General features: G+C 43.9%; 15 protein-coding genes, 15 tRNA genes and 2 rRNA genes. 1 reads left to right on the top strand and 31 read right to left on the bottom strand.

The window, feature by feature from the left end:
- Nucleotides 1-5: 5 nt before the first annotated feature.
- From ACR8BL_RS21645 to ACR8BL_RS21510, 28 genes are all read right to left on the bottom strand, one after another.
- Nucleotides 6-3029 (bottom strand): amino acid adenylation domain-containing protein, encoded by a 3024-nt coding sequence (locus ACR8BL_RS21645; protein WP_434749460.1) that lies wholly within the window; start codon nt 3027-3029, stop codon nt 6-8.
- Nucleotides 3030-4292: an ATP-grasp domain-containing protein gene (locus ACR8BL_RS21640; RefSeq protein WP_434749459.1), complete on the bottom strand. Its 1263-nt coding sequence runs from the start codon at nt 4290-4292 to the stop codon at nt 3030-3032.
- The gene (locus tag ACR8BL_RS21635; protein ID WP_434758268.1) at nt 4289-7039 is read right to left on the bottom strand and encodes a non-ribosomal peptide synthetase; all 2751 of its coding nucleotides are present in this window, start codon (nt 7037-7039) and stop codon (nt 4289-4291) included. Before ACR8BL_RS21635 ends, ACR8BL_RS21640 begins: the two co-directional genes overlap by 4 nt.
- 13 nt (nt 7040-7052) lie before the next feature.
- Complete coding sequence (locus ACR8BL_RS21630; protein ID WP_434749457.1) at nt 7053-7880, bottom strand: SDR family oxidoreductase; 828 nt, start codon at nt 7878-7880, stop codon at nt 7053-7055.
- 2 nt (nt 7881-7882) lie between these two features.
- Nucleotides 7883-8608, bottom strand: coding sequence for a thioesterase II family protein (locus ACR8BL_RS21625; protein WP_434749456.1), 726 nt, complete (start codon nt 8606-8608; stop codon nt 7883-7885).
- A 10-nt stretch (nt 8609-8618) separates the two neighbouring features.
- A complete protein-coding gene (locus tag ACR8BL_RS21620; RefSeq protein WP_434758267.1) occupies nt 8619-9914 on the bottom strand; it encodes an MFS transporter in 1296 nt (431 codons plus the stop codon).
- 15 nt (nt 9915-9929) lie between these two features.
- Nucleotides 9930-11171, bottom strand: coding sequence for an ATP-grasp domain-containing protein (locus tag ACR8BL_RS21615; protein WP_434756427.1), 1242 nt, complete (start codon nt 11169-11171; stop codon nt 9930-9932).
- 1138 nt (nt 11172-12309) lie between these two features.
- Nucleotides 12310-13074 carry an anti-sigma factor gene (locus tag ACR8BL_RS21610; protein ID WP_434749453.1) on the bottom strand — a complete coding sequence of 255 codons (765 nt, stop codon included), beginning with the start codon at nt 13072-13074 and terminating at the stop codon, nt 12310-12312.
- Complete coding sequence (locus ACR8BL_RS21605) at nt 13074-13649, bottom strand: RNA polymerase sigma factor (protein WP_434749452.1); 576 nt, start codon at nt 13647-13649, stop codon at nt 13074-13076. The genes ACR8BL_RS21610 and ACR8BL_RS21605 overlap by 1 nt, the downstream gene beginning before the upstream one ends.
- Before the next feature lie 51 nt (nt 13650-13700).
- The gene (locus ACR8BL_RS21600) at nt 13701-14261 is read right to left on the bottom strand and encodes a plastocyanin/azurin family copper-binding protein (RefSeq protein ID WP_434749451.1); all 561 of its coding nucleotides are present in this window, start codon (nt 14259-14261) and stop codon (nt 13701-13703) included.
- Nucleotides 14262-14429: 168 nt separating this feature from the next.
- Nucleotides 14430-14508: transfer RNA gene (locus tag ACR8BL_RS21595), tRNA-Leu, on the bottom strand.
- A gap of 37 nt (nt 14509-14545) precedes the next feature.
- Nucleotides 14546-14619: transfer RNA gene (locus ACR8BL_RS21590), tRNA-Cys, on the bottom strand.
- A gap of 6 nt (nt 14620-14625) precedes the next feature.
- A tRNA-Gly gene (locus ACR8BL_RS21585) sits at nt 14626-14700 on the bottom strand.
- Between the two features lie 4 nt (nt 14701-14704).
- A tRNA-Gln gene (locus ACR8BL_RS21580) sits at nt 14705-14779 on the bottom strand.
- A 14-nt stretch (nt 14780-14793) separates the two neighbouring features.
- Nucleotides 14794-14866 (bottom strand) — tRNA-His (locus ACR8BL_RS21575).
- Between the two features lie 30 nt (nt 14867-14896).
- Nucleotides 14897-14970, bottom strand: a tRNA-Trp gene (locus ACR8BL_RS21570).
- A gap of 6 nt (nt 14971-14976) precedes the next feature.
- Nucleotides 14977-15062 (bottom strand) — tRNA-Tyr (locus ACR8BL_RS21565).
- Between the two features lie 9 nt (nt 15063-15071).
- Nucleotides 15072-15147, bottom strand: a tRNA-Thr gene (locus ACR8BL_RS21560).
- Between the two features lie 22 nt (nt 15148-15169).
- Nucleotides 15170-15242, bottom strand: a tRNA-Phe gene (locus ACR8BL_RS21555).
- Nucleotides 15243-15338: 96 nt separating this feature from the next.
- Nucleotides 15339-15416: transfer RNA gene (locus ACR8BL_RS21550), tRNA-Asp, on the bottom strand.
- A gap of 28 nt (nt 15417-15444) precedes the next feature.
- Nucleotides 15445-15518: transfer RNA gene (locus tag ACR8BL_RS21545), tRNA-Met, on the bottom strand.
- A gap of 15 nt (nt 15519-15533) precedes the next feature.
- A tRNA-Val gene (locus ACR8BL_RS21540) sits at nt 15534-15609 on the bottom strand.
- A 101-nt stretch (nt 15610-15710) separates the two neighbouring features.
- Nucleotides 15711-15782: transfer RNA gene (locus ACR8BL_RS21535), tRNA-Glu, on the bottom strand.
- Nucleotides 15783-15799: 17 nt separating this feature from the next.
- Nucleotides 15800-15891: transfer RNA gene (locus ACR8BL_RS21530), tRNA-Ser, on the bottom strand.
- A gap of 1 nt (nt 15892) precedes the next feature.
- Nucleotides 15893-15968 (bottom strand) — tRNA-Asn (locus ACR8BL_RS21525).
- Nucleotides 15969-16037: 69 nt separating this feature from the next.
- Nucleotides 16038-19085: ribosomal RNA gene (locus ACR8BL_RS21520) — 23S ribosomal RNA — on the bottom strand.
- A 366-nt stretch (nt 19086-19451) separates the two neighbouring features.
- Nucleotides 19452-21007: ribosomal RNA gene (locus ACR8BL_RS21515) — 16S ribosomal RNA — on the bottom strand.
- The 16S and 23S rRNA genes sit together here with 15 tRNA genes alongside, the layout of an rRNA operon.
- A gap of 502 nt (nt 21008-21509) precedes the next feature.
- Complete coding sequence (locus ACR8BL_RS21510; RefSeq protein ID WP_434749450.1) at nt 21510-22388, bottom strand: nucleotidyltransferase-like protein; 879 nt, start codon at nt 22386-22388, stop codon at nt 21510-21512.
- Between the two features lie 131 nt (nt 22389-22519).
- On the opposite strand from ACR8BL_RS21510, the gene ACR8BL_RS21505 reads away from it, so the two are divergent.
- A complete protein-coding gene (locus tag ACR8BL_RS21505; protein WP_434749449.1) occupies nt 22520-22897 on the top strand; it encodes a DUF2614 family zinc ribbon-containing protein in 378 nt (125 codons plus the stop codon).
- 128 nt (nt 22898-23025) lie between these two features.
- On the opposite strand, the gene ACR8BL_RS21500 is transcribed toward ACR8BL_RS21505, so the two are convergent.
- The 3 genes from ACR8BL_RS21500 to ACR8BL_RS21490 all read right to left on the bottom strand — a co-directional run bounded on the left by ACR8BL_RS21500 (nt 23026) and on the right by ACR8BL_RS21490 (nt 26932).
- A complete protein-coding gene (locus ACR8BL_RS21500; RefSeq protein ID WP_434749448.1) occupies nt 23026-24756 on the bottom strand; it encodes a glycosyl hydrolase family 18 protein in 1731 nt (576 codons plus the stop codon).
- 168 nt (nt 24757-24924) lie between these two features.
- On the bottom strand, nt 24925-25350 hold the full coding sequence (gene perR, locus ACR8BL_RS21495) for a peroxide-responsive transcriptional repressor PerR (RefSeq protein ID WP_434749447.1): 426 nt from the start codon (nt 25348-25350) through the stop codon (nt 24925-24927).
- Nucleotides 25351-25510: 160 nt separating this feature from the next.
- A complete protein-coding gene (locus ACR8BL_RS21490) occupies nt 25511-26932 on the bottom strand; it encodes a DUF4097 family beta strand repeat-containing protein (RefSeq protein WP_434749446.1) in 1422 nt (473 codons plus the stop codon).
- Nucleotides 26933-26941 lie beyond the last annotated feature (9 nt).

Here is a 26941-nt window from a genome sequence, read left to right as displayed (position 1 = left end):
AAAAATTAAATTTTTATCCCAACCAAGGCATCAAGAGTTTCTTTGAAAAGCTCTTCCAAACTTCTCATCGTTTCATATTCAAATAAATCTGCGAGGTATTCCCATTCGACTTCCAAAGACTCACCCATGTCATAAACTTGCATGTTCAACGCAAACATACCTTCATGTGGAATGAGCGGTTTGATCAAAACAGACTCTCCCAGGAAATTCACTTCAAGAGATTCCTTTTCGTGGTATGCCATCAACGTTTCCTGAAGATGGGTGTCACCCATCTTTCGTTTCAACTTGTAAATGGATTCAACAGGCACATTCTGATTTCGTTGAGACTCTCTTAGCTGACTGACAAACTCCTGGATAACTCCATCTGTGACTTCTTCGGATTTCGAAAGGACCCATAACGTATTCGTCAGCATGGATACAGTCGGTATACTTGAGACTCTGGAATACTCTCGACTAGGTGTCGCAAAGCTTACATTCTCACTCCCTGTGATCTGGTGTAAGAATTGTGAATATCCGATAGCGAGCGCTTCAAACATCGTGATTTTGTTGTCTACACTCCATTGTCTTAATGATTTAGTCCGATGGATGCCCAGGGTAAACTCCATATGTTCGTTTCGATTGGAGACACCCTCCACATCCGTAATATCCAAGGGCAACTGACCCATGCCTTTATATTCACGGAAAATGTGTTGCCAAAATAATTCAGACAACTCCTGGTTTTTATAAAATTCACTGCTTGATTCTTCAATAAGTGTAGAATAATTCACGGGTAGTATTGGAAGTTCCTGATCGAGATATAAACGGTTTAAGTCCTCTACAATTACGTTCAAGGAGAAGCCGTCTACGACAATATGATGAAAGTCCATAAACAGCCAAATCCCATCATGGTTTCGAATGATCTTGAATTTATAGGGGTAATCATGTTGCAGGTCGAATGGAGTGATGAGCTTAGACAGTTCAAGCTGGGTGGAACTTTCTGTCACTTGAACACTGTGATTTTCCTGAATGATCTGAAAAGCCTTGCCATCCCTGAAAACAAATCGTGTTCTTAAACTGTCATGACGATGGATCAGCCTGTTTATGGACTGCTTCAGCTTATCCGTATCAATCATCTCTGGAAGTTTAAGAAGCAGAGGGATATTATACCTTGTCGTATCTGGATTAATGGTGAAATCAATAAAAATGGCTTCTTGTTGATTGAGCAGATTCAAATTTTTCTCTTCACTTGTCGATGAAAGCATAGCGACAGGTTCACGAGTTTCCTTTTCCAAAACAAGCTCAATCAAGGCATCGATGCTCGGACTCATCAGGAGATCCATTGGTTCAATATCAATCTGGAATTCCTTATTTATGCCATCAGCAATATATATACTGGTCAAAGAATCCAACCCGATTTCAAAAAATGAAATTGAAGTATCCTTGATCGTACAATTCATGCTTTTTTCAATGATTTTAATGATTTTGGTTACTTTGGTGACTTGTTTCTCCGAATCCGATTCATGTTCTTCCGGCACATCCTCCATGAATTTTTCAGCATAAAATAAACTTTGAATCTTCTTGTAATCCAGCTTTCCATTCGAATTCATCGGGAAATGATCAACAACACATATCTGAGTTAATACAATATGGGAAGGAGCTACCTTTTTGAACTGAACTCGAATCTCTTCTTCCGATAACGTCAAGGAGTTCTGGAGTACAACGCAACACCCTAACCCTTTCTCACCGTCCCCATTTTCAATGATCGTTACGGCCGAGGATTGAATGCCAGGAATGCCGTTTAACAACTCTTCGACCGCATTCATCTCAATTCGAAACCCACGAATTTTAATCTGACGGTCTTTTCGCCCTTTGAAAATGACGTTACCGGCATCGTCTATCGCTGCCAAGTCCCCCGTTTTGTATAGCTTTCCTGCGCCGAAGGGATTTACGATAAACTTCTCTTCCGTTAAATCTTCGTTGCCGAGATAACCAGCAGAGACACCTTTACCTCCAATCAGAAGCTCCCCCACACCGTTAGGTTCTACAATAGAAAGGTTCTCATCTACAACGTATACCGTTGCATTTTTGATAGGTTTGCCAATAGGAATAAAAGATTCTTGAATCATCGCATTCATTTTGTAAATGGTTGAAAACGTGGTACACTCCGTTGGCCCGTAACCGTTATAAATCGTGAGGTGGGGATAACGCAAGAGCACTTTGTTTACATCTCTGGGGTGCACAATATCGCCACCAACAATCAACTCTTTTACATGTGTGAACAAATCCATATTTTTCTCGGCAGCAATGGAAAAAAGCGGAGCTGTCAACCACATCAAATTGACTTGATATGTTTTGATTAATTCAGCTAGGTAGTTGAAATTCGTAACTTTATTGAAATCGGGAATAACTAACGTCCCCCCGTTCAGGAGGGCCCCCCATATCTCAAAGGTCGATGCATCAAAAGTAGGCGTCCCTGTCTGGAGAATAACATTTTCACTGGAGAGACGGAGACAAGCATCTTCCGTGATCAGATTAATAATGTTGCCGTGGGTCACTTTAACCCCTTTAGGAACCCCCGTAGTACCCGATGTGAACATAATATAAGCGATATCACTTTCACTTACATCATACTTCGTTTCATCAACTCTAGAAGTTGGAAGAGCTTGCCTTGTGATCGTGTTTATGATCGATATGCCCGGAATGTTCAAGTCTGTGTCTGTAAAAATCAATGAGATCGCAGCAGAACGAGTGAGTGTTTCTAAATAACCCTCATTTTCTTTAATCGATAAAGGAATATAACTGGCACCTATGGTCGTTAACGCGATAATCGAAATCACATAATCAAGACTGTTCTTGAGATGGACTCCAATACGGTCGCCAGACACCACACCGGATTGCACAAAAAGCTCAATCCGTTCGCTAACTCTTTTATCTAATTGCTGATAAGTCAGTTCTTCGTGCAGATAAACAACAGCTATATTGTCAGGATACTTCGCTACAATGGCTTGAAAATGCGTACCCAAGCTTGCTTTCCGATTATTGTTCTCCATTTATTGCAACACTTCTTTCTGTTGAGTTGCGATTACGGGTTTAACTTGATTACGAATCAGATTAACGGTTGAACCAAATGAATTGAAATCATCAGATTCTCCAAATACGATACCGATATTATTCTCAGTACCTAAGCGTGAGTCGATGATATCGTCTTCTTTTTTAGTCATTTGAATATGGGTAACATCCTGGCAATCACGGATGATATCAAGTCCGTTTATGCCTTGATAAATTCCATTTTCGATAACAGGTGAGGTCAGGAATACTTGAAAATATACCTTTTGAATAGAAGAAGGCTGAATCACCACTTCTTGATTCAAACAGATTTGCAACGTACTTTTGATTAAATCTATTCCGGTTGCTCTCTTCAGTATTTCAGAAACATAGCCACCCATTCTCCCGTTGACTTCGATGATTTTGGGTCCTTCATCCGTAATTTTGATTTCCGTGTGGGTTGTACCACTTGTAATGTTAAGTGCCTTGATGGCTTCTGCCTCTACGGATCTAATTTGATCCTCCATTTCCGGGGAGAAGGGATGAGGTAAAAACATCCCGCTCTCTGAAAAGTTCTGCGTTAAGGGTAGTTTTCCGGTAATGGAAACTTGGGTTGAAATCCCCTCTTGATGAATCGATTCCACTGAAACATAATCTCCATAGAACGAATGTTGAATATCCTCTGTGCCAGCTAAAAATTCTTCCAACACATATTCGTGATCTAAAGGGAATTCATGAATTACATTCTGCAATTCTTCATAGGAATTCACCTTTTGGGTCCATTTACTTCCTGCTCCTATAACAGGTTTAATGATTGCTGGAACGCCTACTGCCAATAAACTCTGTCTCATGTTTTGTTTATCCAGTCGGGTAAACTTGACAGCAGTGCCTTTACTTTTTGAGAGAATCTCCCTCTGCCTGAATTTGTTTACTAACACCTCAGTAGTTTCCACAGAGTTACCAAATAATCCGAGTTTCTCTATGAAAATAGCAGTCTCTACCAATTTATATTCACTAAAAGTAGTAATCCCTGCTACTTGTTCATCACGAAGAATCTTTTCTATATCATGATCTGAACAATTTTCGATGTTATACGAATTTGCGAATTTCTGTATCATTTTAATCTGCAATAAGTCATTTTCGGGACAGTCCTCTTTATATAGAAAAACCAGTTTACATATTCCAACGGAAGCGGCTTGAATGGATAGCGGCGTGGCAGAACCCGTGCCATAAAAAACAGCTACTTTCGGAAGCATATTGCCCGTCATACTCTCACATCACCCCATTCTTTTTGTTCTAAGAAGGTTCGCATACGATTTGGCGATGAATGCAAATATAACTCTTTTAGCGTCAGATCTGGACTTACCTTTTGTTTTAACTCCGATAACAAGGACACCGCCAGCAAAGAATTTCCTCCGCAATCAAAGAAACTATCTTCATCCGTAATCGGTTTGCCCAAAATCTTAGACCATATATCCAGAAGGACATTCTCACCCGATGTGGAGTTCTTCTCTGACTGATACGGTTCATTTTGTTCGTTAATCAGCTTTTTAAAGTCCACTTTTCCATTGATGGTTAGTGGTATTTCATTAACCTGCACTGAATTTGAAGGAATCATATAAGAAGGCATCACCTGTAATAATATTTCTTTCATTTCATTAGAGCTGTACGCCTTGTTGCTTTCAAAAAAGGCCAGAATTTGCTTATGTTCATCAGCATGCTTTTCTGTGTTATGAACCGTTACCACCACATCTCTGACGCCTGGAACACGACTGATTTGTTTTTTAATCTCATCAAGTTCAATCCGATAACCCCGAATTTTGACTTGACTGTCTATTCTACCTAAATAATCGATACTCCCATCCGATTTCATTCTTCCAAGATCTCCGCTTTTGTACCAGCGTTCCCCTGAAGTTTCATCGATAATGAACTTCTCTCTATTCAATTCAACTCTATTCAAATAACCTTGGGAAAGGCCCGCACCACCAACCCAAATCTCCCCCTCAACACCGAGCAGACAAGATGCTCCATCTGCATCGCGGATAGATATCTTCCAACCTTTGATAGGCTCACCAATACTCTGACTACTGATATCCAGATTCTTTTTGAGTATATTCTGATGTGTCACGTGTACTGTCGTTTCAGTAATGCCATACATGTTTACCAGTCTGCATTTGCTTGAAGAGTACCTTTGGAACCATTTTTTAAGCTTGGTGTTATCTAATGCTTCCCCTCCAAAAATGATCAACCGTATTGAATTTAAACGAGGTGTTCGTTGTTCGGATTCAATATTTTGCAAGGCATAAAAAGAAGATGGTGTCTGATTTAATACGGTTACCTTATGTTCAATCAGCAACTCATAGTAATCATACAGAGATGTAGCTGTTTCTCTTGGAACAACAACCAATTTGGCGCCTGTTAATAAACTTCCCCACATCTCCCAGACCGAAAAATCAAATGAAGATGAATGGAACATCGTCCACACATCATTCGCTGAAAGCTCAAATTCTTTTTGAGTAGCTTCGATCAACGATATGATATTTTCGCAAGGGACTTGTACCCCTTTCGGTACCCCCGATGTTCCAGATGTGTAAATGACATATCCCGATTGGGGAGTATATGCGGGAAGTGGAATGTCATGAATTTGTTCCAGTTTGGTTTGTTGCAATAATTCCGCAGGATGTATCTTGATATAATTCGTATCTTCAAAGTAATGACTTAGATTAGAGATAAAGAACTGGGCTGCAGAGTCTTTTAGAATAAAGGATATCCTCTCGGCAGGATAGTTAGGGTCAACAGGAATGTACACACCACCAGCCTTGATTACACCGATCATTAATAAAATAAGCTCATGATCCTGGTTTACAGAGATAACGGCCTTGTCTTCCGCGTTAAACCCTTCTTTAATCAGGCGTTTGGCGATAATATCACTTCTCTGTTCCAATTCTTCAAAAGTCATATTTCCTTGTTGGTCAGAGAGAGCTATGTTATGAGGATACAACTGTACGATCTTTTTCAATCGTTCCAATATGTTTTCTTGTGATGATTTATTCGTCTCTCTAATGTAAGGGGCCATTAACTCTTCTACATATGAAGCCATAGTCGAATTTGATACAGAGTCCGAAGTCGTTAAAACGTATTCAAGCATCGTACCAAACTGTTTGAGCACTTCCGCATCCATCATGTCGGCATTTGCCTGCAATGATAGTGACTGGACGATCCCTGCATTTTCTTGCACGACCACAGAAAGCGGATATTTAGGGCTTAGATAAGGCGTATACTCATATTTCTCATGATCAACATCAATGCAAATTATTCCAATGGAGTATGCGATATGATTATCTTTTTGTTCGGCATGTTGCTCAGTGTTGATCGTTCCGTCTGTGTGCAGTTTTCCTTTTATGACGGTTTGTCCTGCGAGGGTTAACTTATTAAAATAGACATCAAGGTCGTCAGAATTGTATATATTCAACGTTGTAGCCAACGCTGCACAGATACTCTGATGTTGAAAAGTAGACTTATAGACCGCTTCACCCTTTAATTGATAAATACTATACTTGTGAAACTGTTTAACGGGTCTCTCAGCAGGTAGAGGAACTCCCCACTTGACTGAAGCGCTTGTGCGAATTGCCTCATCGCTTATTTCCATATCATTCATATCAATCTCTCGCCCAATGATATTATGATATAGTTTCAACAACCCGAATAAGTTGGCTTTCGAGAGACTCGCTGTCAATACCAGATCTGCTTTGTTTTCATGCTGAATGAGAGTACCTCTGACTTTGTCTATGAACCCTATTGGACGTACTTGTTCTCTTTGCAAATATTTCTCGAACATCTCGGCATTGGCAACTTGTTCAAATGTAAGATACAGATCATGCTGATTCACATTCGCTGCATAATCATAAAATGCTTTCAGTTCGTCTTGCATTAGATCTTTAATAACGAGTACGTTTGTTTGAGTGGAGGTCTGCACAACATCTTTTGTTTCCAACATATTGATCTGATTGACCATATCGTTCTCCCCTTTATTTGGCTGAATACCCTGCATCGACCGTAATGTTTGTACCCGTCACCCTCTTCGACTCATCGCTAGCCAACCAAACAGCAGCCTCTGCAACATCAGTAGGGGATACAACCGTATTCATAGCGACAGATTGCAGGTCAATCTCTTCCTGTTCACCCAATTGAATGCCTAAAGAGTCGGCTACAACCTTGGTCATACTGCCATCTACGAATTCATCATCGTATACAGGCCCAGGGCAGATCGCATTAACCCTAACGTTATCCATCGCATAATCCAATGCAGCAGACTTGGTTAAACCAACGAGTCCATGCTTGGAAGCAACGTATCCGGCAAAATGTTTATAACCTAGCAGTCCAGCTGTCGAGGCAATATTGATGATGCTTCCTTTTTTCTGCCTGATCATAATGGGGGCTACCGCTCGAATCATTCTCCACGGCCCTGATAGATTAACATTGAGTAAAATATCCCACTCGTCACTTGAATATTCATGTGCTGGCTTACCCGCCGGAGCTCCAATCCCTGCATTATTAATTAGAACATCGATTCTTCCAAAACGATGAATGGCTTCTTGCACCAAAGCAGAAATCTCATCTGCTTTGGTTACATCCGCATGTTTTTTGAATACATTAACACCAAGTTCTCTGCACATTTCCTCCGTACCATCCAATTGACTTGATCGAGCAAGATCATATGGCACAGAATCCATATTTCTTCCTATATCCGAGATGATGATATCTGCGCCCTCTTTGGCAGCTTCAATCGCACAAGCCTTCCCTATACCTCTGCCAGCACCTGTAATGAGGACAACTTTATTTTTCAATCTATCCAAGTCTACTCACGACCTTCTACGTAATTTAACAAGCTTTTTTCGATGACTTCAAGAACAGATTCAGCCTTGTCGATTAGATACATGTGCTCCCCTTCAACTTCGTAGAGATTGTAATCTTTGGACGTATGCTGCTTCCATTGTTCAACCTCATGCTTACTTACGAAAGTATCACTCTTTGCATAAATCCCCGTAATCGGGATGTTGATCACCTCATGACTCCTCGGATATTCCATATCCATTTGAAAATCTGCCTTGAACGTTGGCATCAAAAGCTCCTTCAATTCAGGAATATTAAATGCCTCATTTCTAAGTCCCGTCAGCTCTTCAACTTTGTTAATAAACTCATCATCTTGATCGAGATCAATACCATATTCACGGATACTGCTTGGAGAATAAGCCGCTGAAGCAAACAGATGTTCAATTTTTAGCTGAGGGTCATTCTCAAGTCTTTTAATCACCTCGAATGCTAATGTAGACCCCAGGAAACAGTGCCCCAAAAATGCGAGCCTTTTGTTTGCATACTTCTCTCCGATCACCCGAGCATAGTGGTCTGCTGCTTTATGCAAATTGGTGAATGGATCTTCACCGATCTCACGTTCTCTTCCAGCCAGTTGAATAGGCACCACTTCAATTTCAGAAGGCATTTTTTCATTCCATTCACTGTAAACACTGGCTCCGCCACCGCCAAACGGGAAACACATAAGGTAAATCATATTTTCATTATTCATTGGTAATCTCCTATACTAATTTTTTTTTGATCTCCTCAATCTGAATTCCTTTAGATAAATAGTCTTGTCCAAATGCAAAATTCCGGCCGACCAAAAAAGAAACAAGAGAATAGGTGAAAAGAACAATGCCCGATGCCATAAGTCCATACTCTATGGAGATATCAAACATATGTGAAAGTACTGGAATTAAAGTAATGGTCAGCAAAGATACAATAAAGTTTTTCACCGAATTGATCCGTCCCATAAATTCCGCTGTACTTCTTTTCTGTAGATTCGTATTAAAAATGGTAATGGAAAATGAATTGGCTGAGCCATACACAACCATTAGCAAGAAAGCAAAAATGACATGAACGTTAATGGAGAGAATGATAAGAATGGCCGACTGTAAAAGTAGACCTACTACAGCTGAATTGTTCGTACCCAATTTTTTAGAAAAACTGGCGATATAGGCAACGATAATCATTGAACCTATCGCAAATCCACTATCAAACAGAGAAATATAAAAGCTGTTGTCATTATAGTGAATCGCAACTACCGGAATGAGCATAAGGTTGAAAATATTAACCGCCATATAGTCACCAGAACTGATTAGCAAATGCGCTAACACGCTCTTTTCCTTGCCAATCTCTTTAAACAAAACCTTCCAGTCTCCAAAAAAATGGGCACTTATACTTTTATGCTCTTCCTTTTGTTCCTTCACCTTTTTATGGAATTCGATCAATTTAAAATTCAGAGCAGAGAGGAAGAACAGACTACCGGCAATAATTAACGCTGCAGCTGGGCTCATGAAAAAAATAATAGAAGCAACAATAGCACTACCGATGAGTTGTCCTGCTTGAAAAAGAGTGGTAAGAATGCTGTTAGCTTGTAACAGCTCATCCTTGTCTTTGACGAGTTCAGGGGTTAATGTGAACTGTGCATTAGAAAAGAATGGCACAACAATATTCACAATAACGAGAATAACAAATAAATATCCAAGACTTGTATCTGGAATGAAAAAGAAAAGTGCACCTGCTCCTACGATAAGTAAACCTTTAGTAAAATCACTAATGACCAGAATACTTTTCTGGTTACTGCGGTCCACCACTGTCCCCGAAATAAATTGCACCACAAACATCACAACGTATTGAAGAATAATGACAATACCTATTGAGGTTGCACTATTCGTTCTATCGTATAATAACTTGCTAACGGCAATAAGCTGCATTCCGCTTCCTATGTTCGAGATGAAAATAGCCAAGGCTAATAATCGTATATTTCTTGCGTTTTTCAAAAAGCTTAAAAGCATCTTTCCGTTTTTCATCATCTTCTCCTACTTTTCTTATTTAATTTTCAGCCCAGCTTCTACCTCGAACTGGATGGAATTCAAAAGGTGATTGGAAATTCGATTTACTTCGTCATGAGAATCACCTACTACAACGAAATGTCCTACTCGATCCCATGAAGATTTGACAACTGGAATGATGTCCCCTACATTCTTGTCAATGGACCAATCCACCACCTCAGGAATCATCAAATTTTCGATTCCCTTGATTTCTTTTAGTTCACCTGCTGGACAGGTAAAATATCTTACTGAACTTACCTTTGCAACTTTTTGTGAAATATGGGTATCTTGTTGCAACAATATCATTGAGTATTCCTTTAAAAAATCAAATTCGTAAGCGTTACTAATCAAATCATAGATATAATCTCCCGGCATCCTCCCTGCACACTCTACCAAAACTGGACCACTGTCCTGCATTTTCCATTCTGAATGTAACAATCCGGATCCGATTTCGAGTTTTTCAACTAAGTTATGCTTCTCTTTCAACAATGCCTCCCGGTCTGCCTCAGATATATTTGCTGGAACAATATGCCCCTCTTCAACAAAGTTATCATCAAACGTTATTTTCTCGGTCACATTCGAAAAGATAATTTCGTTATCTCGCACCAGTGTCTCTACACTAAATTCTGGTCCATCCAAATATTCCTCCACAATGTTCTCCCGATTGATTGTTCTGGAAACCGTAATCTTCGGGTTATCAAGAGCAGTCGTTGTATTCTGCCATGCTTTCTCAATATCACTTGGGGATACAATCTTACTAATCCCTATGCTGGCCTGCAATGTGGCTGGTTTTAAAATCAACGGCTTGCCTTTATAGAAATCAAAAAGTTCATCTACTCGATCTACTTTTCTGAATCTTGGATGGGGAATACCATAACGTTCACATGCTTCTCTCAACAAAATTTTATTGGTTAAAATTCTGGCATTTTTTTCTCTTAATCCCGGTAAACCTAACGCATCAGCAATTTTACCTGTTGCTCTAACTGCATAATCTTTTGATGGGAAAACAGCATTAAATTGTAATTCTTCATGAAGTTTTTGGGCAATGGGTACACAATCTTCGGAATCAATGTAGTTTCCAAATACAACTTTTTTGATTAATTTACTTTCAAATTCGCTAAAGTTATTCTTTTCAAACAACTCTTCCTCTTCGATGATGTAAACTTCGATATCGTCACGATCTTTGTAATGTTTCAGAGCAACCATTGAAAAGCCGATCATTAGAATTCTTTGCTTCATTTTTTTATTACTCTCCTTCTATAAATACGTTTTATTTGCACTCAAAAAATACGTAGCAACGTAATAGCCGCACGAAGCAATAAGCACGTTTTGTCGTTGTTTAAAGTAGATATAACAAAATAACATAGCAAAACCTAGCAAAATCATTTACAGTCATTAGACTTTCGTGAGACTGAATATCGTCCTGTCATTGATTTCATGCTTTCCTTTCGAACGTTAACAATTCAAAGTCTATCTTAACAATGAATCACCCAGACAAAGCAGAGCCCTAGTCACTGACCGCTCCAACTTGACACTAATCTTTAAAATGTGCACAATTCAATGAGTCCCTGGTCTGTGATGCTTGATGACTTTCAACAAGGTTTATATGGATATCCGACTGACAAAATTCCCTGTAAAACCACCAAAAAGCATGCCCCATACAACAAATACGTCGTAACGAAGCACAATTCAGGTATAGTGGGACAAACACTCTTCACTTTCAAGCCCAACTATTACAATAGTGTATTGACTAGTTAACACTTACAGTATCCCTATGTAAATTCTATGCTGCGCTCTGATCAGGGCTAATGTATACGGTATCTGTGCCCACAAATTGTTTCATTTGGCATTTGTGCAATTGCAGCATGTGACATCTGTTCTAAACCATTGTTTCTACAAGCTATCCTGTTCTAACAATGCTTTCTGTTCAAAGTGGGGAAAACGGATTAAAACGAATGAAGTAGTGTACAAGTGGAGTAAAGTCTTTTCACCTCCTAAAGGGTCCAAGATGAAAATCCATAATTTCCTCAAAATACATAATTCGCTAAAAAAACAACAATACCTTCAAAACATGTGTTCTAATTAAGTATTTTAAGTATTTTTGTATAAAATTTCAAGTTTTTTCTTTTGATTTCGTCAACGATAAGAGTAGGTCTCTGGTTTACGCAGCTATATCAAGAGTTTATTGGGAGATTTGAACTGTCAAATACAAAAAACACAAAAGGGAGTAAAGGTATCCCTGTTGTGTTGTCTTTTAAAAAAGTTTTACAATTCAACGAGTACATGGACTGATCACCATGTGTTCTGCACAGACTTATCCGACTGGAGGAATTCCCAGCAATTTCTCCAGAAAGAAATGCTTGTTGCTGTAGTGTCGCTAGCTCGAGCGAAACATCTGAGGGCCACGAGGAACAAGTCCTGTTGAATCAGGCTCCAACGTAATCGCAATGGAGTCATAGCTCCATGCATGGTTACCCATAGGAATTGCGAGTACAGCAAGCCCCATCTGATTTTCCACTTTCAGCTTGCCTGCGTTCTGGGACGCCTGATCCTTGTTCAACCATACTTGATAAACCTCATCCTTCTCCGTCTGTGGAGGATTGAACAGATAGACTACAAACTGTTGATTCTTCCCGGTGCCTACAATACAAGCTACCCCATAACTGCTCCCAGAGGTCAGTGATTCAAGCTTTACAACCTTTTGTATCTCTGAAGTAGGCAATTCAATCGAATTCATTAAGGTTACGGGCTGTTCCGTGCGTTCTCGAACCATAACTACATTTCCTAACAAACTAGCACCAAGAAGAATAAGTAAAGATGCTGCTGCGAGATTCATTTTTTGATGGTGAAACCGCTTGGTAGAGCGCTCTATTCTACTATTACTTTTAACTTCTACAAAATCGGACACAGCGGTTTCGTTGCTTTTCCCCCATGCTGCTTCCATTACCTGTTTTTTTAAATCGGTTGGCAACTCCACTTGTTCCAGATGCGTTGGAATCGCCTCCCAGCCTGGCCGTAGTTGTTCTAATTCAAGCTTGCATGACTCACAGGTAACAAGATGCCTTTCAAAACCTTTGCCTTCTTCTGAGCAAGGATCGGATAGATATTCCAGCATGTATGAGCAGACCGTTGTTGACGACATTACCACTCTTCCCCTCTCGCAAGCAGATGCTTACGCAGTATTTTCAGTGTCTGGTGAAGTCGGCTTTTTACTGTGCCCAAAGGCTCCTGATAGTGCGCTGCTAACTCACTCAAGCTGTATCCTTGCCAATAAAAATGTTCCAGCAATTGAAGTTGTTGTTGAGAAAGAAAGGCACGCATTCCTTTGATCTGCTCCTTCAACAATAGTTTTTCAACTTGGCTTTCGACCGATAGTTCAGCAAGTTCTGCAACTCTCTCCAACTTCTCGGCTGCATAATATGACACTAGCTGGCTCGACGGACTGCGTTGTTTACGCAGCCAATCGATTGCCAAATTACGTGTAATCGTGAGAATCCAATTTCTAAACTGACCCTTATTCGGGTCAAACTCAGCCTCTGTCGTCCATATTCTTACAAACACAGACTGCACCACTTCCCGAGTCCCCTCCTCTTGTTGAAGGGACTTCCAGGCAAATGAGTATATGAGAGAAGCATAACGATCATATAATTCTGATAACGCTTCTTGCTTTTTTTGTCTAATCAGTAAAGTTAACTGATAATCGGAATACTCCTTCATATTGAAAAGTCTTCCCCTCTCCTGTCAGGTCGATCAATTTCGAACACAGGATTACTTGGAGAGGACTTTAATTACCCCTTTCATTCTCGGGTGAGGCCCACAGTGATAATTGATCTCGCCCGCCTTTTTAAACGTAATCACAGATTTCTCGCCTTCACCAAACAGTCCCGTATTGAATGAATCATCCGCTGCAACAACAGAATGTTCCACTTGATCCTTATTTACAAACTCAACACGATCACCAACCTTGATCTTCAGCTCTGCGGTTTGAAATGTAAAATCAGAGATTTCAATTACATAAGTCTTGCTTTTCTCTGTTTTGGTATCTGTGGTTTTTTTACTCTCTTTAGCAGATTTAGAAGCATCACTTTTCTTCTTAGTGGACTTCTTTTTACCTGGAGTTGCAGGTACCGATTTCTTCGGTTGGGTTGGTTTGGTTGTTTTATTGGCTGTTGAACCCGTCGCTTGTTTTGTAGATGGCTTCACATCCTTTTTGTCAGTACTCCCCGTCATGTGATTGTGAGCCGATGCTTCTGCACCAGCTAACTGAGGCAACGTTAGACATAGTCCCAATACCAAAATTAAAGATAAGTATTTTGCCGATTTCTTCATTATTGCTTTCCTCCCTAATAGAAATGTCGCGTAACATTGTATACAAACCTAAGAAACGAATCAAACCGATTATAGGTTTGATATGTCTCAACTTTTTTTGAAGAGACTCATTTGCATAACAAAAACAAAAAAAGTTTCTCAGATTATATCTGAGAAACTTTTTAATAATACCGGCGAGAGGACTCGAACCTCCACGGTTTCCCACTCGATTTTGAGTCGAGCGCGTCTGCCATTCCGCCACGCCGGCATATTTAGTTATAGCATATAGTTTTAATAAAATATGCTGGAGGCGCCACCCAGATTCGAACTGGGGATAAAGCTTTTGCAGAGCTGTGCCTTACCACTTGGCTATGGCGCCTTATTATGGAGCGGACGACGGGAATCGAACCCGCGACCCTCGCCTTGGCAAGGCGATGCTCTACCGCTGAGCCACGTCCGCATAATGGCTGGGGATATAGGATTTGAACCTATGCATGACGGAGTCAAAGTCCGTTGCCTTACCGCTTGGCTAATCCCCATTAGATAACAAAGGGGCGATCGAGGGGAATTGAACCCCCGAATGCCGGATCCACAAACCGGTGCGTTAACCACTTCGCCACGATCGCCATATAAAGTACATTCACTAGAAAATAAATTGGCAGGGGCAGCAGGAATTGAACCCACACCAACGGTTTTGGAGACCGTTGTTCTACCTTTAAACTATGCCCCTAAAAACTGGTGGAGGATGATGGATTCGAACCACCGAACCCGTACGGGAGCAGATTTACAGTCTGATGCGTTTGGCCACTTCGCTAATCCTCCAGGATTACATGGTGCCGGCGAGAGGACTTGAACCCCCAACCTACTGATTACAAGTCAGTTGCTCTACCAGTTGAGCTACACCGGCTTATTAAGTTATTCTGTAAAGGTGGCTCGGGACGGAATCGAACCGCCGACACGAGGATTTTCAGTCCTCTGCTCTACCGACTGAGCTACCGAGCCATAATAAAGTTTAAGCTTGAGTCGCTACACTTTATCCAGGGCATCAGTGCCATACAGCAGATGTAGTGAACAACTTCCCTCATGTTAAAACTTAAATGGCGGAACCGACGGGATTCGAACCCGCGATCTCCTGCGTGACAGGCAGGCATGTTAGGCCAACTACACCACGGTTCCAGATCACTTTCACTTAGGAAAGCTTTAATTGCGGGGGCAGGATTTGAACCTGCGGCCTTCGGGTTATGAGCCCGACGAGCTACCGGGCTGCTCCACCCCGCGTCATTAAAATATATATGGTGGAGGCTGAGGGGATCGAACCCCCGACCCTCTGCTTGTAAGGCAGATGCTCTCCCAGCTGAGCTAAGCCTCCGAATAACACATTTATGATCTTACCATAAATCTGATGTTAAAATCAACTCTTTTTTGAAGTGAGGATTTCATCATCCCTTGTTGAAGCTTTAGATATGGCTATGACCCGTAGGGGATTCGAACCCCTGTTACCTCCGTGAAAGGGAGGTGTCTTAACCCCTTGACCAACGGGCCTTGCTAAAAAAGTATTATGGCGGAGAGAGAGGGATTCGAACCCTCGAGACGCTTGTGACGCCTACACGATTTCCAATCGTGCTCCTTCGGCCAGCTCGGACACCTCTCCATGGCTCCCCGAACAGGACTCGAACCTGTGACAACTCGATTAACAGTCGAGTGCTCTACCAACTGAGCTATCAGGGAATATGTTTCAGAGTGTTGTTCTCTGAAAACTAGATTCGAAACGAAACTCACGCAAACTCAAACGTGCTATTGGATAAGCCCTCGACCGATTAGTACTGGTCAGCTCCATGCATTGCTGCACTTCCACCCCCAGCCTATCTACCTCGTCGTCTTCAAGGGGTCTTACATACTGGGAAATCTCATCTTGAGGGGGGCTTCACGCTTAGATGCTTTCAGCGCTTATCCCGTCCGTACATAGCTACCCAGCGGTGCTCCTGGCGGAACAACTGGTACACCAGCGGTACGTCCATCCCGGTCCTCTCGTACTAAGGACAGCTCCTCTCAAATTTCCTACGCCCACGACAGATAGGGACCGAACTGTCTCACGACGTTCTGAACCCAGCTCGCGTACCGCTTTAATGGGCGAACAGCCCAACCCTTGGGACCTACTTCAGCCCCAGGATGCGATGAGCCGACATCGAGGTGCCAAACCTCCCCGTCGATGTGGACTCTTGGGGGAGATAAGCCTGTTATCCCCAGGGTAGCTTTTATCCGTTGAGCGATGGCCCTTCCATGCGGTACCACCGGATCACTAAGCCCGACTTTCGTCCCTGCTCGACTTGTAGGTCTCGCAGTCAAGCTCCCTTATGCCTTTGCACTCTTCGAATGATTTCCAACCATTCTGAGGGAACCTTTGGGCGCCTCCGTTACTCTTTAGGAGGCGACCGCCCCAGTCAAACTGCCCACCTGACACTGTCCCCGTACCCGTTAAGGGCACCAGGTTAGAACCTAGATACGATCAGGGTGGTATCCCAACGGTGCCTCCACACAAGCTGGCGCTCATGCTTCTAAGGCTCCCACCTATCCTGTACAGATCGTACCCAAATTCAATATCAAGCTGCAGTAAAGCTCCATGGGGTCTTTCCGTCTTGTCGCGGGTAACCTGCATCTTCACAGGTATTAAAATTTCACCGGATCTCTCGTTGAGACAGCGCCCAAGTCGTTACGCCATTCGTGCGGGTCAGAATTTACCTGACAAGGAATTTCGCTACCTTAGGACCGTTATAGTTACGGCCGCCGTTTACTGGGGCTTCGGTTCACAGCTTCGGATTACTCCTAACCACTCCCCTTAACCTTCCAGCACCGGGCAGGCGTCAGCCCGTATACTTCGCCTTACGGCTTCGCACAGACCTGTGTTTTTGCTAAACAGTCGCTTGGGCCTTTTCACTGCGGCCCCCTCGTGCTATTCACACTACCGGGGCACCCCTTCTCCCGAAGTTACGGGGTCATTTTGCCGAGTTCCTTAACGAGAGTTCTTCCGCGCGCCTTAGAATTCTCTTCTCACCTACCTGTGTCGGTTTGCGGTACGGGCACCTTCATCTGGCTAGAGGCTTTTCTTGGCAGTGTGAGATCATGACCTTCGCTACTGTAATTTTCGCTCCCCATCACAGCTCAGCCTTACGATGTGCGGATTTGCCTACACATCAGCCTTACTGCTTAGACGGACATCCATCAGTCCGCGTCACTACCCTACTGCGTCCCCCCATTGCTCGTAACGATTTACGGTGGTACAGGAATTTCGACCTGTTGTCCTTCGACTACGCCTTTCGGCCTCGCCTTAGGTCCCGACTTACCCTGAGCGGACGAACCTTCCTCAGGAACCCTTAGGCTTTCGGCGGATCAGATTCTCACTGATCTTTTCGTTACTCATACCGGCATTCTCACTTGTATAATGTCCAGCGCTCCTTGCGGTACACCTTCAACCCTTATACAACGCTCCCCTACCCCTGGATCGACTTCACTCCAGCTTCGAAGTCCTGTGTTTATCCCCTGAGAAACATTTGGTCTTCCAAGATTACAACCCTTGTCTGACAAAAATGTCCTTGTGGTAAACACCGCCTCAAAGAAGCAGTGAAGTCGATCCAAGCCATAGCTTCGGTGGTGTGTTTAGCCCCGTTACATTTTCGGCGCAGAGTCACTCGACCAGTGAGCTATTACGCACTCTTTCAATGGTGGCTGCTTCTAAGCCAACATCCTGGTTGTCTGTGCAACTCCACATCCTTTCCCACTTAACACACACTTGGGGACCTTAGCTGATGGTCTGGGCTGTTTCCCTTTTGACAATGGATCTTAGCACTCACTGTCTGACTCCCGGAAGTAAGTCTATGGCATTCGGAGTTTGACTGAGCTTGGTAACCCTTGCGGGCCCCGCACCCAATCAGTGCTCTACCTCCACGACTCTGTTTTCCGAGGCTAGCCCTAAAGCTATTTCGGGGAGAACCAGCTATCTCCGAGTTCGATTGGAATTTCTCCGCTACCCCCACCTCATCCCCGCATTTTTCAACATGCGTGGGTTCGGGCCTCCAGTGCGTGTTACCGCACCTTCACCCTGGACAGGGGTAGATCACCCGGTTTCGGGTCTACGTCCACGTACTATGGCGCCCTATTCAGACTCGCTTTCGCTGCGGCTCCGGCTCTTCACCTTAACCTTGCACGGGAACGTAACTCGCCGGTTCATTCTACAAAAGGCACGCCATCACCCCTAAAACGGGCTCTGACTTTTTGTAAGCACACGGTTTCAGGTTCTATTTCACTCCCCTTCCGGGGTGCTTTTCACCTTTCCCTCACGGTACTGCTTCACTATCGGTCGCTAGGAAGTATTTAGCCTTGGCAGATGGTCCTGCCGGATTCATACGGGGTTTCACGTGCCCCGCACTACTCGGGATCCGTCTCGGAGGGAACCAACTTTCAACTACAGGGCTTTTACCTTCTTTGGCGGGCCTTTCCAGACCTCTTCGCTTAACCGGTTCCTTTGTAACTCCATGTGAGACGTCCCACAACCCCAAAGAGCAAGCTCCTTGGTTTGGGCTTCTCCGCGTTCGCTCGCCGCTACTGACGGAATCACTATTGTTTTCTCTTCCTCAAGGTACTTAGATGTTTCAGTTCCCTTGGTATGCCTCTGCACAACCTATGTATTCAGTTGTGAGTAACTGGATATTACCCCAGCTGGGTTTCCCCATTCGGACATCCCCGGATCAAAGCTTGCTTACAGCTCCCCGAGGCAGTTTCGTTGTTCGCCACGTCCTTCATCGGCTCCTAGCGCCTAGGCATCCTCCGTGTGCTCTTAGTAGCTTAACCATTGCGCTCGCGTTCGAGCTGTTGCTCCGCTTGGTTTGCTTGCGCAAAGCCAAAAGTCGCTCCATTTCGATCACTCGCTCCAGCAATCTACCGTTTTTATTGAAACTTGTTATACACAAGTTCAGCTAAAAAGGAATGTTCTAATTCGCGTTTGTTTCGTTTCGATATCTAGTTTTCAAAGAACAAATCGTTTCATTCGGGCCGTTCACAAGAAGTGTCGGTCGAATAAACGAGAAGTGTTGAGAGTTTGAACTCTCAAAACTGAGCAACGAGTGAGTTAAAAGCTTTACGAAGTAAAGCTCGCTTCGGAAGTATACTTCCTGAAGACTTTTTGAATGTTTCCACGCAGGAAACGATTCTCCATAGAAAGGAGGTGATCCAGCCGCACCTTCCGATACGGCTACCTTGTTACGACTTCACCCCAATCATCTATCCCACCTTCGGCGGCTGGCTCCTTGCGGTTACCCCACCGACTTCGGGTGTTATAAACTCTCGTGGTGTGACGGGCGGTGTGTACAAGACCCGGGAACGTATTCACCGCGGCATGCTGATCCGCGATTACTAGCAATTCCGACTTCATGCAGGCGAGTTGCAGCCTGCAATCCGAACTGAGACCGGCTTTGTTGGGATTGGCTCCATCTCGCGATTTCGCTGCCCGTTGTACCGGCCATTGTAGTACGTGTGTAGCCCAGGTCATAAGGGGCATGATGATTTGACGTCATCCCCACCTTCCTCCGGTTTGTCACCGGCAGTCTATCTAGAGTGCCCACCCGAAGTGCTGGCAACTAAATATAAGGGTTGCGCTCGTTGCGGGACTTAACCCAACATCTCACGACACGAGCTGACGACAACCATGCACCACCTGTCTCAACTTTCCCCGAAGGGCACCTGATGCATCTCTGCTTCGTTAGTTGGATGTCAAGACCTGGTAAGGTTCTTCGCGTTGCTTCGAATTAAACCACATACTCCACTGCTTGTGCGGGTCCCCGTCAATTCCTTTGAGTTTCAGTCTTGCGACCGTACTCCCCAGGCGGAGTGCTTAATGTGTTAACTTCGGCACCAAGGGTATCGAAACCCCTAACACCTAGCACTCATCGTTTACGGCGTGGACTACCAGGGTATCTAATCCTGTTTGCTCCCCACGCTTTCGCGCCTCAGCGTCAGTTACAGCCCAGAGAGTCGCCTTCGCCACTGGTGTTCCTCCACATATCTACGCATTTCACCGCTACACGTGGAATTCCACTCTCCTCTTCTGCACTCAAGTCACACAGTTTCCAGTGCGATCCGGGGTTGAGCCCCGGGATTAAACACCAGACTTACATGACCGCCTGCGCGCGCTTTACGCCCAATAATTCCGGACAACGCTTGCCCCCTACGTATTACCGCGGCTGCTGGCACGTAGTTAGCCGGGGCTTTCTTCTCAGGTACCGTCACCTTGAGAGCAGTTACTCTCCCAAGCGTTCTTCCCTGGCAACAGAGCTTTACGATCCGAAAACCTTCATCACTCACGCGGCATTGCTCCGTCAGGCTTTCGCCCATTGCGGAAGATTCCCTACTGCTGCCTCCCGTAGGAGTCTGGGCCGTGTCTCAGTCCCAGTGTGGCCGATCACCCTCTCAGGTCGGCTACGCATCGTCGCCTTGGTGAGCCGTTACCTCACCAACTAGCTAATGCGCCGCAGGCCCATCCCCAAGTGACAGATTGCTCCGTCTTTCCAGTTCCCTTCAGGCGAAGAAAACAAGTATTCGGTATTAGCTACCGTTTCCGGTAGTTGTCCCAAGCTTGAGGGCAGGTTGCCTACGTGTTACTCACCCGTCCGCCGCTAACTATCCGAGAAGCAAGCTTCTCTTCAAGTCCGCTCGACTTGCATGTATTAGGCATGCCGCCAGCGTTCGTCCTGAGCCAGGATCAAACTCTCCAATGAAGATGAATTTGGTCAGCGTCGTTAAACGCTATCAAACTCATCGGGGTATTGAAAAGAGCGATAAGCTCATTTTGAATCTGACGAGATTAAAAATCTCATTTGTGCTCCAGTCGATCCAAGCCAAGGCTCGTCTCAAACTTTCGCGTTCATTCTGCAAGCAGAATGTTCACTCACTCGTTGTTCAGTTTTCAAAGATCAAACACGATTTGTTTACTTCTTTTTCGTCTCAACCAAGTTTCGGCGGCGACTTGAATAATGTAACACATTTCGTTTGCTTTCGTCAAGAACATTTTTTAATTTTTTTTATTAAGACTCTTGTTCTTCACTTTCCCTCAAGTAAATTCATCATCTACTGACGATTCGCTCATTTGGGGAACGAAATATAATGTATCATATTTCCCAGACCGGAGTCAACACCAAACATATAAATTATTAAACAAACAAAAAAGGAAGGTTTCCCCTCCTTTATATACCACTTCACATATCTGATGGACAAAATAACTCAAGTCTCAATCCAATAGCGAATTTCCCGGCCTTCCCCCTCCAGAGAAGGCCATCCGGCTGATTCTTTTACAATAGAACGAAACACAAGTTTACGAAGAACCAGAGGCAAGTCCTTGCGAACAAATCTTAATTGAGGATGATGGACAAGTTCATTCATACTCCATGGTTCTTTACGGCTTCTTATCACACGCAGCAGGAGTTCCGAGCATTCTACCATTTTAGACATGACGGAAAACTCACAGGCAAGCAAGACAAGCTCAACACGCTGTTCCAAAGTCTCGGAACTTACTGTTAGCTCCTGATACAGTTTCCACAACGCACGATCCAGTTGCTGTACATGAGTCCAGACAGCATGATCAGGGTAGATGCCCTGTTCAATAAGTACAATCCTCGCCCAGTTTCCCAGAGCTTTCAACGCATCATAATAGGCATCGACAACATGCCCCTGCTGGATATGGCGTTTGGCCTCAACGTACATTCTTAGAAAACTGGTGAACTCATGAAACAGTTTTTGCTCACGCAACTCATTTCCGAATGAAGATAATTCTTCCCGCAAGTTACTAATCGAATTATCTGTTTCCCAGATAATCTCCCCTTCAATCAGGCATTGCATGAGATCATCATGTTCTCCAGTAACTGCAGTAATCTGCAAATCAGACCGACTGACATAGATCAACTGATAACGAAGATCACCGTATCTGTAATGTTCCACCGTTGATATGGATTGATCTGTGTTGTGTACGATCAGTACCAGTAAGTCAAAATCCTGAATCAGGGAGCCGTGGAATCGCTCTCCCGGGTGGGAATAAGCGATAGCCCCAACTGCCCCCTTCTCTTCCGACTGCTCGGACAAAAAAGCAAGGTTCTTTAATTCCACGATTCCCTCCATACAATTTATACAATTCATGGCAGTCTAGCGCCAAGTCAGTTATAATGTAATTCTACACGAAGCACCACGTTTCCTTCTTTTTCAGGTCCAATACTACTCATACGATAGGAGCATTTTTCATGATTTTTAAATCAGCTAAAATTAATGCTTTTCGCACTTGGGGATTACTACTAACCATGTTAGGCATGGGCCTAATGATACTGGGGACAGCCGGAATAGTGTTCTGGGGACATGCCGGAAAGGTCATCGCAGCTGTTGGTCTTGTAATTGGCCTTGTTGCCATGCTCGGCAGTCTAATCATTTATTTCTGGGCAGGCATGCTCTCAACCAGTGCTGTACAGGTTGATTGCCCGGAATGCGGCAAATTAACAAAAATGTTGGGTAAGACAGACCGTTGTATGTTCTGCCATACGATTCTTACGATGGATCCGAACAAAGCCAATACGATGAGCCCACCTTTGAATACACCTACTCCACCCGCCGCATCTTCGAAGTAACTTCTCAACCACTCTGGAATCCCGCTGTTAATTCACTTTCTGAATAAGTATTCGACACATTAAAAAGCCCCGGTAACTTTACCGGGGCTTTTGCTATATTACAAACTATAACAATGATGAGTTCAAAATCATTTAGAATAACCAGCTTGCTTGAGTGTTTCCCATGCCGAGGCATTAGCAAAGCTTCGGTTCCATGCAGCCACTCCGCCAAGTTTCAACGAAGAAATAAGATCTACCCGTGCCTGCAGGGAAACTGCATCTTCGATCCATATTTTTTTGACAGCACCATCTTCCTTATACTCTACATAATTCTGCCCACTTGCTTGATCCAGAACAGGTTTAAGTTTCTTCTCCTTAATCAACTCCTGTACGGTGTTCATACCTACAGCTTTGGAGGATACTTTAATCTCACCCTGTTCGTTCGCTTTTTCAGTCCAAATCCGTGTGTACAGAGGAACGGCCATAATCAGCTTGTCCGAAGGCACCTCATCTTCTTCCAGTATGCGGCGCATCGAAGACTTAGTCCACGGGAGTGAGGCTACCGAACCAGCTTTTGGACTGGCTGCCCAGTGCTCATCATACGCCATCACCACGATATAATCAGCAAACGCTCCTAATCCGCGACGATCTAAAAAGGCAGACCACATTTCACTATTTGATTTTGGCGTGACATCCACCGATAACATTAGTCCATGAATGCGGGCCATCGCTTTCATTTCTCGTACAAATTGAGTCACATTCACTCCATCCTCAGTGTGCACATTCTCAAAGTCGATATTAATGCCATCCAGCCGGAACATTCTCGCATACTCCAGCATCTGCTCAATGATGTGTGTACGCTTGGCGTAGGTAGACAGTGCCTCCTTGGTGATTTTCGGATCAAAACTATTATCCATCAGCCCCCATACTTCCATTCCTGAGCGATGGGCCCAGTTCACATAGGATTGATTTCCTTTGCTTTTCACTGTTCCATTGCCGTCCGTAATATGGAACCATGTTGGGCTCACCACATTAACCCCAGGCATTTTACCGATGGATCCTACATCTGGCTGACGATTATAGACAGCTTCCCAGACCAAGTTGATCGGTTTGTTTTTCCACTTTTTCTCCGCAGCAGTAGGTGTAAATTTCGGGAGGCCCAGCGTCTTTTTCTCACCCAGAACGATATGATCATTATCTACATAACCGGCATAACCATTATCCATCTGTACAAAGCTCTGATCTTTGCCCGTCTGCCAGACACGCACTCTTGTATTCTGCTGCATATCAGTAAGAATGGGCGACGATTCCTCTCCTCGCTTGTATAGCGGAACTGTCTGATCTTCTTTGGAGGACAGGGTATCAATCGCAGCGTATTGTATCGTATCTCCACCGCGCATCAAGATAACTGCTCCTGTTGCAGAGTCTTCCTGCACGGTCAGGCCGTATACCTCTTTCAGCGGTTGAAGCGGAATATACGCTTCATTCCCCTTAACCTCCGGCTTTACCTTCATCGGATAATTTTGATGATTCAGCTCTGCCTTGGTACTCCCCTCTTTCATATGAAGTACTCGCTGCGGGGAAGCAATAATAATATCCCCGGAATCAGGTTCGTACCGTATGCCCGGATCAATGGTTTCTTGCAGTACCTTTACGGGCAATTTGAGCTGCGCACCTGTACCAGAAGCTTCCTCATCCATCAGCTGCCCATCCACAAAAATAGGCTGATTTCTCCCGAGCCAATCCGGATCTTCATGAACTTTGTTTAACCATACACTGGTTATAAGCCAATAGGCACCACCAGCCACCAGACAAGCTCCGAGTAATCCCGGCCAAAATGAACGTCGTTTACGACGTGTATATTTATTTTTTCTACCCAAACGAGTACCTCCGTTAATTCCAAAGATGATGTTGAACATAGGCATAAACAAATAATAAATAAATTAACAAATAATACAATCAAAAGGATATTTACTTCAGAACCCAGTATAAATAAAAAACGTGAAGAATCCATACCGAATTCCACACGTTAATATTGTAAATCATCTCTATTGATCCCTGCAACTTTTGCACACACCATATACTTCCAATCGGTGACCATGTACTTCAAATCCCGTGCTTGACTCTGCCTGAAGCTCCACAATCTTCAACGAAGGATAGCTGAAGTCTTCAATTTTGCCGCATTGGTCACATATTACATGATAGTGATCCGTCACATTAGCATCAAAACGACTTGAATTATCTCCGTAGGTCAATTCCCGAACCATACCGGCTTCCAGAAACATTTTTAGATTGTTATACACGGTCGCCACGCTCATACTTGGAAACTGAGGTTCAAGCGCCCGGTAGATCTCATCGGCTGTCGGATGCCCCATCGATTCCATCAAATAGTTTAATATGGCATGACGCTGGGGTGTAATACGGACACCGGTCGTTTTAAGCTGCTCCAACGCATGTTGGACACGTGTTGCCATAAAGCCCACCGCCTTACCTTTCATTCTCTGTGTGAAAAATGTGAATCCTTCACTCTCTATACAGAGTATTGTTTACCGGCTGTTCACAACGACAAATGCTCGTGCGCGTCATGTAACCTTGCCAGTGTATATTTATTGTACGGCGATTGCAAGTTTATTGTCAACGCGACGATGCGGGAGCTTCCGTGGATTCCTCCTGGGAATTTTGGCCTTCATTCGTCGTCTGTTGCCCATTCCCATTCGTTTCTTCAGCGCCCGTGGATAGGCTTTGCGGTACAGGAACCTCAGGATTACGATGCACCGTCAGATCACTGTTCCCTTCAATTTTGATCCTGTACTCTCCTTCACCAAGCTGCCCTTCAATCGTTTTGTTTTTTACGTTAAACGGCATGTCTGTCCGCAAATCACCGTAACTGCTGGAACCGGTCAGACTGTAATCACCGCGCTCGGGGATCATCACGTTAATCGCTCCGACGGCACTGTACACATCCCAATCTCCGCCAACTTTGGTGGAGACAATATGAATACTACCATTGAGGGACTGGGCTTTAACGGCCAAGTTGGCACTGTCCAGTGTAATATTTCCATTCCGTGTTTCGGCTGTATACTCACCAATGGAGTCTGTAATGCTGACATTTCCCATTTGCGTGGTCAAATCTACATCCCCCGAAACCCCGCGCGCTTTCATATCCCCGCGATTACTGTCCAGGTCCACATTGCCTATAGCGTTAGCTACGATCACGTCACCGTTCAGCGTTTTCCCTGAAATATCGCCGACCGCATTCGTAATTCGAATTCGCCCATTACCTGTCTCGGCAAGAATAGTTTTGATGGCTTCAGGACGGTTTAACAAAATTGCACCATTCGATGTGCGGATATCCAGATTGAAACGGCGGTCGTCTGGAATAGTGATCGTCATATTCATGCGTGGCTGCATTTTTTCATTTTCACCATATGCTTTACCTGTCGCTTTGATATGAATAACTTTATCTCCTTCTGCTTCTACGAAAGAAGCCGCTGCTACCGCCTTGGCCTGTACATCAGACGCTTGATCTACCCAGACAACAGTATTTACTTTAACCTCATCCGTATCTCCACGCTGGAGCGTTATATCTCCATTTACACCTTCAACCACGATATCCGAAGTATCCATACGGACAGGAACTCCAATCGTGACCTTATCTTCCTTATAACCGGCAGCCTGACTATAGTCCATTGAAGCTGCTCCCAGATTAAGACTAACTCGGTTCCACAGATGCATGTAGTGATCCTGTTCAGTCACAATAAATACAGAAGCAGTTAAAATCAAAGATGCCAAAATGCCTTTGGCATCCGGTTTAAAACGAGCTTTTTGGCGCTCATCTGACGGGGTTAAACGATCTACATCTCGTTTACCTCTCCCACGTGTCCACAGGAACAACAAGATCCATTCCACACCCAGAGCCACAAGCAAAAACGGCCACCAATCCACGAATTCGTAGAGGTAATCTGTCCCCCACTGTTTATCCATAATAAGCAGTACACCAACAGCAGCTATTAGAGCAGCAGCCGTATAACGTCCAACCCGGATTTTACGGTTCATTCTTTTCCC

It is taken from the genome of Paenibacillus amylolyticus, assembly GCF_051136285.1.
Taxonomy (GTDB): Bacteria; Bacillota; Bacilli; order Paenibacillales; family Paenibacillaceae; genus Paenibacillus; species Paenibacillus amylolyticus_F.
Note: the sequence above shows the minus strand (reverse complement) of the source record. Positions and strands in the feature narration are given on the sequence as shown.

Coding starts and splice junctions, on each gene's coding strand:
- ACR8BL_RS21645 (WP_434749460.1), bottom strand. CDS start 3,029: ATGGAGAACAATAATCGGAAAGCAAGCTTGGGTACGCATTTTCAAGCC.
- ACR8BL_RS21640 (WP_434749459.1), bottom strand. CDS start 4,292: ATGACGGGCAATATGCTTCCGAAAGTAGCTGTTTTTTATGGCACGGGT.
- ACR8BL_RS21635 (WP_434758268.1), bottom strand. CDS start 7,039: ATGGTCAATCAGATCAATATGTTGGAAACAAAAGATGTTGTGCAGACC.
- ACR8BL_RS21625 (WP_434749456.1), bottom strand. CDS start 8,608: ATGAATAATGAAAATATGATTTACCTTATGTGTTTCCCGTTTGGCGGT.
- ACR8BL_RS21620 (WP_434758267.1), bottom strand. CDS start 9,914: ATGATGAAAAACGGAAAGATGCTTTTAAGCTTTTTGAAAAACGCAAGA.
- ACR8BL_RS21615 (WP_434756427.1), bottom strand. CDS start 11,171: ATGAAGCAAAGAATTCTAATGATCGGCTTTTCAATGGTTGCTCTGAAA.
- ACR8BL_RS21610 (WP_434749453.1), bottom strand. CDS start 13,074: ATGTCGTCAACAACGGTCTGCTCATACATGCTGGAATATCTATCCGAT.
- ACR8BL_RS21605 (WP_434749452.1), bottom strand. CDS start 13,649: ATGAAGGAGTATTCCGATTATCAGTTAACTTTACTGATTAGACAAAAA.
- ACR8BL_RS21600 (WP_434749451.1), bottom strand. CDS start 14,261: ATGAAGAAATCGGCAAAATACTTATCTTTAATTTTGGTATTGGGACTA.
- ACR8BL_RS21505 (WP_434749449.1), top strand. CDS start 22,520: ATGATTTTTAAATCAGCTAAAATTAATGCTTTTCGCACTTGGGGATTA.
- perR (WP_434749447.1), bottom strand. CDS start 25,350: ATGGCAACACGTGTCCAACATGCGTTGGAGCAGCTTAAAACGACCGGT.
- ACR8BL_RS21490 (WP_434749446.1), bottom strand. CDS start 26,932: ATGAACCGTAAAATCCGGGTTGGACGTTATACGGCTGCTGCTCTAATA.